Source organism: Comamonas odontotermitis, from assembly GCF_014207855.1.
Lineage (GTDB): Bacteria > Pseudomonadota > Gammaproteobacteria > Burkholderiales > Burkholderiaceae_C > Comamonas > Comamonas odontotermitis_A.
Map to the genome: position 1 here is coordinate 202405 of NZ_JACHKZ010000005.1, position 11165 is coordinate 213569.

The 11165-nt window shown below is 60.5% G+C and carries 12 protein-coding genes; 1 reads left to right on the forward strand and 11 read right to left on the reverse strand.

From position 1 onward, the window contains the following. Nucleotides 1-56: 56 nt before the first annotated feature. Genes aliB through HNP33_RS06330 form a run of 3 tightly spaced genes read right to left on the reverse strand, consistent with a single transcriptional unit; the run spans nt 57 to nt 2803 of the window. Nucleotides 57-1208: a cyclohexanecarboxyl-CoA dehydrogenase gene (gene aliB / locus HNP33_RS06320; RefSeq protein ID WP_184706435.1), complete on the reverse strand. Its 1152-nt coding sequence runs from the start codon at nt 1206-1208 to the stop codon at nt 57-59. Between the two features lie 21 nt (nt 1209-1229). Beyond that, entirely contained in the window at nt 1230-2012 is a 783-nt protein-coding gene (gene badI, locus HNP33_RS06325; protein WP_184706437.1) for a 2-ketocyclohexanecarboxyl-CoA hydrolase, read from the reverse strand. Between the two features lie 26 nt (nt 2013-2038). Further along, nucleotides 2039-2803: a glucose 1-dehydrogenase gene (locus HNP33_RS06330; protein WP_184706439.1), complete on the reverse strand. Its 765-nt coding sequence runs from the start codon at nt 2801-2803 to the stop codon at nt 2039-2041. 81 nt (nt 2804-2884) lie between these two features. On the opposite strand from HNP33_RS06330, the gene HNP33_RS06335 reads away from it, so the two are divergent. After that, entirely contained in the window at nt 2885-3403 is a 519-nt protein-coding gene (locus HNP33_RS06335) for a MarR family winged helix-turn-helix transcriptional regulator (protein ID WP_184706441.1), read from the forward strand. A 167-nt stretch (nt 3404-3570) separates the two neighbouring features. On the opposite strand, the gene HNP33_RS06340 is transcribed toward HNP33_RS06335, so the two are convergent. From HNP33_RS06340 to HNP33_RS06375, 8 genes are all read right to left on the reverse strand, one after another. Next, nucleotides 3571-4701, reverse strand: a complete 1131-nt coding sequence (locus tag HNP33_RS06340) for an acyl-CoA dehydrogenase family protein (RefSeq protein WP_184706444.1) — start codon at nt 4699-4701, stop codon at nt 3571-3573. 101 nt (nt 4702-4802) lie between these two features. Further along, nucleotides 4803-5471, reverse strand: coding sequence for an SDR family oxidoreductase (locus tag HNP33_RS06345; RefSeq protein ID WP_184706446.1), 669 nt, complete (start codon nt 5469-5471; stop codon nt 4803-4805). After that, nucleotides 5471-6094 (reverse strand): pyridoxamine 5'-phosphate oxidase family protein, encoded by a 624-nt coding sequence (locus HNP33_RS06350; RefSeq protein WP_184706448.1) that lies wholly within the window; start codon nt 6092-6094, stop codon nt 5471-5473. Before HNP33_RS06350 ends, HNP33_RS06345 begins: the two co-directional genes overlap by 1 nt. Further along, a complete protein-coding gene (locus tag HNP33_RS06355) occupies nt 6091-7185 on the reverse strand; it encodes a hypothetical protein (protein ID WP_184706450.1) in 1095 nt (364 codons plus the stop codon). The genes HNP33_RS06350 and HNP33_RS06355 overlap by 4 nt, the downstream gene beginning before the upstream one ends. A gap of 37 nt (nt 7186-7222) precedes the next feature. Continuing rightward, nucleotides 7223-8404, reverse strand: a complete 1182-nt coding sequence (locus HNP33_RS06360; RefSeq protein WP_184706452.1) for an acetyl-CoA C-acyltransferase — start codon at nt 8402-8404, stop codon at nt 7223-7225. Nucleotides 8405-8528: 124 nt separating this feature from the next. Next, on the reverse strand, nt 8529-9191 hold the full coding sequence (gene can, locus HNP33_RS06365) for a carbonate dehydratase (protein ID WP_184706454.1): 663 nt from the start codon (nt 9189-9191) through the stop codon (nt 8529-8531). Between the two features lie 52 nt (nt 9192-9243). Further along, complete coding sequence (locus HNP33_RS06370; RefSeq protein WP_184706456.1) at nt 9244-10425, reverse strand: isovaleryl-CoA dehydrogenase; 1182 nt, start codon at nt 10423-10425, stop codon at nt 9244-9246. 94 nt (nt 10426-10519) lie between these two features. After that, a complete protein-coding gene (locus tag HNP33_RS06375; RefSeq protein ID WP_184706458.1) occupies nt 10520-10924 on the reverse strand; it encodes a MerR family transcriptional regulator in 405 nt (134 codons plus the stop codon). Nucleotides 10925-11165: the final 241 nt, after the last annotated feature.

Genomic DNA, 11165 nt, shown 5'->3' on the forward strand with positions numbered 1-11165 from the left:
TGTGTTTTAGGGTAGCTCCACGCCTGTTGGCTGCGCTCTGGAGTCGATCGCACCACCTAGGCAGGCACGGCCTGCCTGCCAGCACGGTCGCGGGCAATGATGGTCTTCATGATCTGGGCCGTGCCGTCACCAATCTGAAAGCCCAGCACATCCCGCAGGCGCTGCTCCATCACACCCCGGTCGTAGCCACCATGGCCGAACATCAACAGACACTGGTGGATGCAGTCATACGCCAGCTTGGGCGCCCACCACTTGCACATTGCTGCTTCCGCACTGTGAGGCTTTCCCTGGTCCTTGAGCCACAGGGCTTGCAGGCACAAGAGGCGCGCTGCACCCACCTGCGTATCAAAGTCGGCCAGAGGGTGCGACACACCCTGAAACGCGGACAAGGGCTTGCCGAAGGCCTGGCGCTGCGCGACGTATTGCCAGGCATCGTCCAGCGCCGCACGCGCCACGGCCAGCACCTGCAAGCCGATCAGCGCACGCGAATAGTCAAAGCCCTGCATCACCTGTACAAAGCCTTTGTTCTCATCACCCAGACGATGCGACAGCGGCACACGCACATTGTCGAAAAACAGCGAGCCCCGGCCGATGGCGCGCTGTCCATGGCAATCAAAGCGGCTGCGCGTGATGCCCGGCAAATCCATCGGCACCAGCAAAGCCGTCACGCCGTGCGCCCCCGATTCCACCGTGCCTGTGCGGCCAAACACCACGGCAATGTCGCATTGGTCTGCGGCCGAGATGGAGGTTTTCTCGCCATTGAGCACATAGCAGTCGCCATCGCGTTCGATCCGCAGGCGCAGGTTGGCCGCGTCCGAGCCGCCCCGGGGCTCGGTCAGCGCAATGGCGCACAGCGCCTCGCCCGCCACCATTTTCTGCAGCCACGGCCCGGTAATACTAGGCTGCCCGTGCGCCGACAGTATCTGCGCATTGAGCGACGCCAGCAGCGGAACGTACGACATGCTCAGATCCGCGCGCGCCAGCTCTTCATGCACCACCCCGGCTGCGAGGCAACCCATGCCCTGCCCGCCCAGATGCTCGGGCAACTCCGGCGCAATCAGGCCCATGTCACCCATCTCGCGCATCAGGGTACGATCAAGAACGCGGGTCCGGTCGCGCTCCAGAAAGCCGGGGGCCACGCGCTCTTGGGCAAACCTGCGCACCGATTGGGCCAGGGTCATCAAATCATCGTTCAAGTACGGATTCATGGGCACCTCTTGCAGGTTGCTTTACCTGGCGTGTTTGCGGAAATCGGGCTTGCGCTTTTCCTTGAGCGCTGCCACGCCTTCGCGCGACTCGTCGGTGTCGTAATACAGCTTGAGCGCGTACATGCCCATGCCCGCAATGCCCGCCTGGTGCGCGGTGTCCATATTGAAGCTGCGCTTGGCGATGGCAATCGCGGTGGGGCTGCGCTCGCAGATGGTTTCAGCCCATTCCTGCACAGTGGCATCGAGCTGGTCTGGCGCTACACAAAGGTTAGCTAGGCCCATGGCCACGGCCTCCTCGCCGGAATATCGCTTGTTCAGGTACCAGATCTCGCGCGCCTTTTTCTCGCCCACCACGCGCGCCAGGAATGCCGTGCCGTAGCCGGGGTCGACCGATCCCATCTTGGGGCCCACCTGGCCGAAGATGGCCTTGTCGGAGCAGATGGTCAGATCACAGATGGTGCACAGCACATTGCCGCCGCCAATAGCATAGCCTTGCACGCGGGCGATCACCGGCTTGGGCACGTTGCGGATCGCATCGTGCAGCTCTTCCATCGGCAAGCCAATCGTGCCGCGGCCATCGTAGTTGCCATCGTGGGCCGATTGGTCGCCTCCGGTGCAGAAAGCCTTGTCGCCAGCACCGGCCAGCACGATGCAGCCTACGCTCCTGTCGTAGCCCGCCTTGTTCAGTGCACGGATCAGCTCGTCGCAGGTGGTGCCGCGAAAGGCATTCATCTTCTCGGGCCGGTTGATGGTGATCCAGGCCACGTGATTGCGCACTTCGTACAGGATGTCTTCGAATTCCATGTGAGTCTCCTTCTTGAATGGGGCCTTCAACCGGCCATCGTGAGGCCGCCGGATACGCTGATGACCTGGCCGGTCACGTAGGCAGCATCGCCGGAGGCAAAGAACAGAATCGCGCCTGGCAGGTCTTCCGGCTGACCGATGCGGCCCAGCGGGATCGATCGGGTAAAAGCTTCAAGCAGTTTTTCCGGGTTGGCTGCGCCTTCCTTGTAGCTGGCGAACAAGGCGGTGTCTGTCGGGCCAGGGCACACCACGTTCACGGTGATGTTGTGGCGCGCATGTTCGCGCGCCAGGGTTTTGGACAGTGCCACCAATCCGCCCTTGCAGGCGGCGTACACCGCTTCGCCGGATGAACCCACACGCGCCGCATCGGATGCAATATTGACGACGCGCCCCGCCTTGCGCTCTGCCATGAGCGGTAACACCGCATGGTGCATGTGCAAGGCGCCCACCAGGTTGACGGCAATGAGCTGCTGCCATTCACCCTCGGTGGTCTTGGTGAAGGGCTTGAAAACGTCCCAACCTGCGTTGTTGACCAGGACGTCAATCGCCGCCCACTGCTCCGCCCGCTGCACTGCGGCATCCACGCTGGCACGGTCGGTAATATCGCAAGCTATGGCCTGCGCCTGACCTCCCGCCGCAGCAACGGCACCCGCCACTGTCTGCGCTGCAGCCAACTGCTTGTCGAGCACGGTCACCCGGGCGCCTTCGGCGGCAAATCGTTTACAGGTGGCTCCGCCAATACCTCCCCCCCCGCCCGTTACTACAATATGTTGCCCATCAAAACGTGCCATGATTCAACCTTTCTTGCGCATTGCATCGTTTAATTAGACAATATATTTACACAAATGCATTGCCATGGCAATATAGAAATCATGAGCAAATCCGCAAACAGCACTAGAGAAAACCCGAATCAGTTGCGAACCGATCTGGCCAATCGGCTCTACTTCAAGCTGTACCAATGCGCCAATATGTTGCATAAAACCGGTACCAAGGCCGTGGAGGCCCAGGGCCTGACGACGCAGCAGTGGGCGGTGATGGGCGCGCTCTCGCGGCCCGAATCCGCACAAGGCATGGGCATGGGAGACCTGGCGCGCTACCTGTTGATGAGCCGCCAAAACCTGACCGGCCTGCTTTCGCGCATGGAGGCCGCAGGCTATGTGCACAGCGTGCCCGACCCGGCAGACAAGCGTTCACGCCTGGTACAGCTGACAGAGGCTGGCCAGCAGGTGTGGCAGCACGATGCAGCCGAATCGATTGGCCGCTACTACGAGCAGGCGCTGGAGGGGTTTTCAAGCAACGACATGGTTCACACCTTGCACTACCTGCTCAAGCTGCTGGACAACATGAAGGCCATCGACGCACGGCAAAATGCAGGCAAGGAGGAGAGCTGAAAGCCCATGCTCTGGGCCTTTGCCAGTCTACAAAAGCACGGCAGGCGCTGCCCTTTCCTGGAACAAAGACCAGCGGGTTGCTCTTCTCCGACCACGGCGAGCAATCTCAATAAAAATGCCCCGCTGCGTTCATCCACAGCGGGGCATGGCGTCAAAACCAATAGCGATTACATCAGCGCGCGGGTGATGATGATCTTCTGCACATCACTGGTGCCTTCATAGATCTGGCATACGCGCACATCGCGGTAGATGCGCTCAACAGGGAAGTCATTCACCACGCCATAGCCGCCCAGGGTCTGTATGGCCGCACTGCAGACGCGCTCGGCCATCTCGCTGGCAAACAGCTTGGCCATGGCGGCTTCCTTCAGGCACGGCAGGCCCGCATCGCGCAAGCTGGCGGCATGCCAGATCAGCTGGCGCGCCGCCTCGATCTGCACGGCGCAATCGGCCAGGCGAAAGCCAACCGCCTGGTGGTTGATGATGGATGTGCCAAAGCTCTCGCGCTCCTTGGCATATTGCACCGCCACATCAAACGCGCTGCGCGCCATGCCAACGCTTTGTGCTGCAATGCCGATGCGACCGCCCTCCAGGGCGCCCAGCGCAATCTTGTAGCCTTCGCCTTCGGCGCCGATCAGGCTCTCTGCCGGGACTACACAGTTGTCAAAATTGATCTGCGCCGTATCGCTGCTGTGCTGGCCCAGCTTGTCTTCGAGCCGGGCCACCTGGTAGCCAGGGTTGCTGGTGGGCACCAGGAATGCGCTCATGCCTTTTTTGCCAGCGCCCTTGTCGGTCACTGCAATCACGATGGCGATGTGGCCGTTCTTGCCGCTGGTGATGAACTGCTTGACGCCGTTGATCACATAGCTGTCGCCCTGGCGGGTTGCAGTGGTGCGCAGTGCGCTGGCGTCCGAGCCCACATGCGGCTCCGTCAGGCAGAAGGCACCCAGCATTTCACCCCGCGCCAGTGGAGCGAGCCACTGCTTTTTCTGCGCGTCGCTGCCGTAACGCATCAAAATGGCATTGACGGGGCAGTTGGTGACACTGATGGCCGTGCTGGTGCCGCCGTCACCAGCAGCAATCTCCTCCAGAACCAATGCCAGGCTGATGTAGTCCAGCCCGGCTCCGCCCAGGGCCTCCGGCACGCAAATGCCGTATGCCCCCAATTGCGCCAAGCCCTGGTGTGCGGCCGCAGGAAAGGTATGGTCGCGGTCCCACTGCGGCGCGTGGGGCCACAGCTCGGCCTGCGCAAACTCGCGCACGGCGTCTCGTATCATTTTCTGATCATCGGTCAGAAGCATGTGTCTGTCTCCAGTGTCTTTTTGGTTTCAATAAAATTTGGGGCCTGCGCATATCCAGATTCAACGCTGGCAAGAGCCTCTCGCCCCACATACCCCACGGATTACCAATGCGCGGCGCGTCGGCCATCATGGTGCAGCAGGCGGCCCTTGTCGGCATCGGTAACCGAGGCGAGGGTCTTGCGCATGCCGGTCACGCTCTCGTGCACCGTCAGCGGTGCGCCATCGCCCCCCATGTCGGTCTGCACCCAGCCTGGATCGATGGTGACCAGCCGGGCATGTGGGTAATCGTGCTGTGCAGCCGCCACTGCCATGTTGAGCGCTGCCTTGCTGACGCGATACAACCAGGAATAGCTGTTGGCAACACCCTCGATCTGCGACATGGAAGACGACACAAAGGCAAATACCCCCCGCGCCTCTTCAACCAAGGGCGCAACCTGGGGCAGCACCTGCATGGCGCCCAGCACATTGGTATGCATGACTGCATCAAAATCCGGCTGCGTGGGTGGCGTGCGTGCATCAGGCCGGCGGATGACACCTGCCACATACAAGGCCACATCGATCTTCTCGCCGTCCAGCAACCACGAAAAGCCGCTAACACTGGCGGGCTGCGCCACATCCACCAGTTTCACTTCGGCACCCAGCGCCGCCAAACGCGCCTGTGCGCCCGCATCACGAACCGTGGCAATCACCCGGCAACCCTCTGCGCGGTACTGTCGCACCAGCTCCAGCCCAATGCCGCGCGATGCGCCAATGATCAGAACCGTGGTCATCAGCCCCCCTGCTCCTGCGCAATCAGCGCCTCGTAACGCGCCACCATGTCCGCCTGTGGCTCTGGAGCCGCCTGCAAGCCGATCTGGTCGTGAATCATCTGGTTGAGCGAAGGCAGCACGCTGCGCTCCACCTGGGCCTGCGCACTCCACAGCCGCGAGCGCATCAGCGCCTTGGCGCAGTGCAGATACGCTTCGCGCACCTCGATCTCGATCACAAGCCTGGGCAATTGCCGCTCACCGGCAAATTGCTGGATGAATGCATCCTCGTCACGCAGCCGGGCCACACCATTGACCCGCAGGGTTTCATCCACACCGGGCAGCAGAAAGAGCAGCCCGACGCGCGGATCGCGCACCAGATTCTCCAGCGAATCGAGCCGGTTGTTGCCGCCCGCATCGGGCAGCAGCAGGTGCTGCGCATCGGTGCATTTGACAAAGCCCGGCGGCCCGCCGCGCGGCGAGGCATCCAGCATGGCGCCATCCTTGCCTGCTGTCGCCATCACACACAGGGGCGACAGCGCCACAAAGTGCTGGCAATGCGCGTCGAGATGGTTCAACTCCTTGCGCACGGCACGCTCTGCCGGCTGGGCATACAGCGCACGCAGCTGTTCGTGCGTGGTGATCATGCCGCATCGCCCTCTGGCCGCGGGGCCGTGGCAGCATAGAGCGCGCAAAACTCCTGCCACGATGGATCAAACATGGCACTGACTTCCACATCCAGAGATTCAGCGTACTGCTGGGCAGCGGCATGCACCTGCGGCACGGCCGAATGCGGGTTCTCGATGTAATAGCCGGATACCAGCTCGCCCTCACCATTGAGGCGGCTGAAGGCCAGAACGCCTTGCTCCATCGGCTCCCAAAGGGACTGCAGGCTTTCCTGCACCTGCTTGGCAGCGTCCAGCTCGTTCTGGTTGCCCACGGGCATGACCACTTCCAGGTAATGCGCCAGATCAGCCCGCGTGGCGAGCGCATTGGCGCTGGTGCGCAGCGACAGCAGATCGGCAGGCGCGTCCTCCTGCGCATCGCGCTGGCGCACTTCAAACACCGTCCACCGGTCGTCGTCCCCCTTGGGAAACCGATAGCTGCGCCCCATTTCGTCGCGCAGGAAGGCATCGAATATGGCAGGAAACACCGACAGCGGCTCCGCACCGCTGACGCCTTGCGAGAACGCCTCGACAAAATCCACCGGCCCCACGCGCACCGCAAAATCCCATTCGCCCAGCACATGGTCGAGCATGATGAAGCTCATGTGCCGCGCATGGTCCAGCATATCCTGCGGAATGATCTTTTCAAACGACAGCTCCAGCCCCACCACGCCACCCGCGTCGTAATGCGCCACCAGCACATCCGAGCAGGCCAGCTCAAAGCCATCCATACCCATGCTGAAATCGCTGCCCAGGGTGCGCGTACGGAAAGCCTGCACCTTGTAACCCGGTAGGCTGGGGGCTGCGCGCACCAGCGCCATGGCATTCTCGAACTGCTCGGTGTTGCCGTGAGCGCTGATCACCAGGCGCTTGAACAGGCTGCCATCGGCCTGCTCCAGCTCCAGCGCCAGTTCAGGCGCATACCGCGCCAGAATCTCATTGGCCTTGGAGACAAACTCCTGCTCGGGCAGGAGCGCGAGATTGCGTTCGTCGTAGGCAAAAGCCTGCCAGAAGCCTTCAATGGCTGCGGCGTCCAGCAGCACGGGCTGGTCGGTATGTGCTTCATCGTTCATGGCGAGGAGCCTCCTTTACCAGCCCATTGTGCAAGATTTAGATGATTTCGATCGCCATGGCGGTTGCTTCCCCCCCACCAATGCACAGGGTTGCGAGGCCGCGCTTCTTGCCACGCGCCTTCAGGGCGTGCAGCAGCGTAACCAAAATACGCGCGCCACTGGCTCCAATCGGGTGGCCAAGTGCGCAAGCGCCGCCATTCACGTTGACGATGTCATGCGAAATGTTCAGCTCCGCCATCAACGCCATGGGAACGACGGCAAAGGCCTCATTGATCTCCCACAGATCCACATCGGCCACAGACCAGCCGATTTTCTTGAGCAGCTTTTCGGTCGCTCCCACAGGAGCCGTGCTGAACCATTCCGGTTCTTGTGCATACGTGGCATGGCCCACAATGCGTGCCAGCGGCGTGCAACCCAGCTCCTTGGCAGTCGATGCGCGCATCAGGACCAGGGCGGCAGCGCCGTCGTTGATGCTGGAGCTGGAGGCGGCGGTGATGGTGCCATCCTTCTTGAACGCGGGCTTGAGCGCGGCAATCTTGTCCAGCCGCGCCTTGGCGGGGCCTTCGTCCTCCGAAATCGTCACCTCGCCCTTGCGGGTGGAAACCGTCACCGGCGTGATCTCTTCCTTGAAAGCACCTGATTTGGTAGCCGCCTGCGCACGCTCCACGCTCGCGATCGCAAATTTGTCCTGTTGCTCTCGGGTGAAGTTGTACTTGGCCGCACAGTCCTCCCCAAAGGTACCCATGGAGCGGCCGGGCTCGTAGGCATCTTCCAGGCCATCGAGCATCATGTGGTCAAACACCTTGTCATGGCCCATGCGGTAGCCGCCGCGGCCTTTCTTGAGCAGATACGGCGCATTGGTCATGCTCTCCATCCCGCCAGAAACCATCACGTCGCGGCTGCGCGCCACCAATTGGTCATGGGCCAGAATGGTGGCCTCCATGCCTGCACCGCACATCTTCGAGAGCGTCACGGCACCCGTGCTCTTGGGAAGACCGCCCTTGAACAGCGCCTGACGCGCAGGCGCCTGGCCCTGACCAGCCATCAGGCAGTTGCCGAACAGCACCTCTTCCACCTTTTCGGGGGCAATGCCCGCACGCTCCACCGCTGCCTTGATGGCTGCGCCGCCCAGATCGTTGGCAGACAGTTCAGCAAAATCCCCCATGAAGCCTCCCATGGGGGTGCGGGCAGCGCTGACGATAACGACGGGATCTTGCATGGGGAGTCTCCTAGAACAAAAAGATGAGCGGTCTGCGTTTGATAAGTAATGGATTCAGATGCCTTTGGTTTTGAAACCCTTGCACATCAATCGGTAACCGCTCTTGTTTTTACATCAATGAAATTCAACTGCGCTCACGTGTTGCCACCAGCTCTACCGCACGGCGGCGAACTTCAGCGATGCCGCCGACATCCGGCACGGTCATCTCCAGATTCGTGATGAGACCATTCTTGAGGCTATAGCACCAACCGTGCAGCACCACTTTCTGACCGCGCGCCCAGGCATCCTGCATCACCGTGCTCTGCGCTACATTCATCACCTGCTCAATGGCATTGAGCTCGCACAGCGCATCATGGCGCCACTGAGGCGACAGGCTTTGCAACAGCGTGGCATGCTTGTCGCGCACATCCTTTACATGGCGGATCCAGTTGTCAGCCAGGCCAACCCGAGCGTCCTCCAGCGCCGCCAGCACACCGCCGCAGCCATAGTGGCCCACCACCATCAGATGCTCCACCTGCAACTGGTCAATGGCGTACTGGATGGTGGAGAGGCAGTTCAAGTCGCTGGGCACCACCACGTTGGCAATATTGCGGTGCACAAACACTTCGCCTGGCGCCAGGCCGGTGATCTGATTGGCCGGCACGCGGCTGTCGGAGCAGCCAATCCACATGTACTTGGGGTTCTGCTGCGCCATCAGTCCGGTGAAAAAACCGGGGCGATCACGCTCCATCTGGTCCGCCCACTCGCGGTTATGGACGAACAATTCTTCGATGGAGGTTTGGGACATAAGCAATCCTTTAGGTTGTTTTTACTAGGATGGCGCCTGCAGCCCGCAGCTTTTAGCAGGTTTCAGCAAACAACTCGCGGCCAATCAGCATGCGACGGATTTCGCTGGTGCCGGCGCCAATTTCGTAGAGTTTCGCATCTCTCCACAGTCGACCGAGCGGGTACTCATTGATATACCCATTGCCGCCATAGATTTGCACCCCTTCACCAGCCATCCATGTTGCCTTCTCCGCGCACCACAAAATGACGCTCGCGCAATCCTTGCGCACCTGGCGAACATGGTCAGATCCCAGAAGATCAAGGTTTTTAGCAACCGTATAAGCAAAGGAGCGGCCTGCTTGCAGCACGGTGTACATATCGGCCACCTTGCCCTGGATGAGCTGAAACTCGCCAATGCTCTGGCCAAACTGCTTGCGGTCGTGAATATAGGGCACGACATTGTCCATCACGCTCTGCATGATGCCCAGCGGCCCGCCGGTCAGCACAGCGCGTTCATAGTCCAAGCCGCTCATGAGCACCTTGGCACCACCATTGACCGCACCCAATACGTTCTCAGCCGGTACTTCCACGTTCTGGAACACCAACTCGCCCGTGTGGCTGCCTCGCATACCCAGCTTATCGAGCTTCTGTGCAATCGAGAAACCCTTCATGCCCTTCTCGATCAAAAAGGCCGTCACGCCACGCGCACCCAGCTCCGGCTCCGTCTTGGCATACACCACCAGGGTATCCGCGTCTGGGCCGTTCGTGATCCACATCTTGTTGCCATTGAGCACGTAGTAGCCGCCCTTGTCCTCGGCTTTCAGCTTCATGCTGATCACATCGGAACCTGCGCCCGGTTCACTCATGGCCAGCGCTCCCACATGCTCCCCACTGATCAGCTTGGGCAGGTACTTGGCCTTCTGCACTTCATTACCATTTCGATTGATCTGGTTCACGCACAGGTTGCTGTGCGCACCATAGGACAGGCCCACCGATGCGCTGGCACGCGAAATCTCCTCCATCGCCACCATGTGGGCCAGATAGCCCATGTCCGCACCGCCATACTGCTCGGGCACCGTGATGCCCAACACGCCCAGATCACCAAACTTGCGCCACAAGTCCATCGGAAACTGGTCATTGCGGTCAATCTCGGCGGCTCGGGGCGCAATCTCCGCCTGTGCAAATTCGCGCACTGCATCGCGCAGTGCATCAATCTCTTCACCGAGTTGGAAATTCAATCCTGGAAGTCCGAACATGTTCTTGTCTCCTTGGGTTCGCTGTCATGGTCAACGGGTTGCCAGCTTGAAGGCTTTACATGACAACTACGTTTACGTTAACGTCAAATATAAGCTATTTTTTTTCAAATGGCATCTGCAGCAGCGCCTGCGCTTCTTGCAGATGCTCATCAATTTCTGCCAAATTGGCTTGCAAATCTGCCAGTTGCTCCAGCAAGCGCCCGCGCTGCGCGGAAAGCACCTGAACAAAGCGGTTCAGCTGCATCTGGGTATCGCGCGGCGATTCGTAGAGATCGAGAATCTCCTTGGCTTCCTGCAGGCTCAGCCCCAGGCGTTTGGCGCGCAAAGTCAGGCGCAGGCGCGTTCGATCCTTGGCAGAATAAATGCGCTGCTTACCACTGGCTCCTGCCCGATCTGGGTGCAGGAGGCCCATGTCTTCATAGAAGCGAATAGCTCGCGTCGTCAAGTCAAATTCTGCCGCGAGATCGCTGATCGTGTAAGTGAGTGCGGGTGTCCCCATGCAGTATTCCTGTTGTTCTGTCTGCATTATCAGCTGGAGTTGCGAATATCAGCGTCACCCAAGGGCTGAATGGCACAACATTCACCACACAATTTCGGGCGAGCAAAAGCAAAACCCCCGCAGTCGGAGACTGAGGGGGTTTGGGAATAAAAGCCTGACGATGACCTACTTTCACACGGGAATCCGCACTATCATCGGCGCGAAGTCGTTTCACTGTCCTGTTCGGGATGGGAAGGAGTGG

What these genes read in the sequence shown, in the direction of transcription:
- aliB (WP_184706435.1), bottom strand. Translation starts at nt 1,208, where the DNA reads ATGAATCCGTACTTGAACGATGATTTGATGACCCTGGCCCAATCGGTG.
- badI (WP_184706437.1), bottom strand. Translation starts at nt 2,012, where the DNA reads ATGGAATTCGAAGACATCCTGTACGAAGTGCGCAATCACGTGGCCTGG.
- HNP33_RS06330 (WP_184706439.1), bottom strand. Translation starts at nt 2,803, where the DNA reads ATGGCACGTTTTGATGGGCAACATATTGTAGTAACGGGCGGGGGGGGA.
- HNP33_RS06335 (WP_184706441.1), top strand. Translation starts at nt 2,885, where the DNA reads ATGAGCAAATCCGCAAACAGCACTAGAGAAAACCCGAATCAGTTGCGA.
- HNP33_RS06340 (WP_184706444.1), bottom strand. Translation starts at nt 4,701, where the DNA reads ATGCTTCTGACCGATGATCAGAAAATGATACGAGACGCCGTGCGCGAG.
- HNP33_RS06345 (WP_184706446.1), bottom strand. Translation starts at nt 5,471, where the DNA reads ATGACCACGGTTCTGATCATTGGCGCATCGCGCGGCATTGGGCTGGAG.
- HNP33_RS06350 (WP_184706448.1), bottom strand. Translation starts at nt 6,094, where the DNA reads ATGATCACCACGCACGAACAGCTGCGTGCGCTGTATGCCCAGCCGGCA.
- HNP33_RS06355 (WP_184706450.1), bottom strand. Translation starts at nt 7,185, where the DNA reads ATGAACGATGAAGCACATACCGACCAGCCCGTGCTGCTGGACGCCGCA.
- HNP33_RS06360 (WP_184706452.1), bottom strand. Translation starts at nt 8,404, where the DNA reads ATGCAAGATCCCGTCGTTATCGTCAGCGCTGCCCGCACCCCCATGGGA.
- can (WP_184706454.1), bottom strand. Translation starts at nt 9,191, where the DNA reads ATGTCCCAAACCTCCATCGAAGAATTGTTCGTCCATAACCGCGAGTGG.
- HNP33_RS06370 (WP_184706456.1), bottom strand. Translation starts at nt 10,425, where the DNA reads ATGTTCGGACTTCCAGGATTGAATTTCCAACTCGGTGAAGAGATTGAT.
- HNP33_RS06375 (WP_184706458.1), bottom strand. Translation starts at nt 10,924, where the DNA reads ATGGGGACACCCGCACTCACTTACACGATCAGCGATCTCGCGGCAGAA.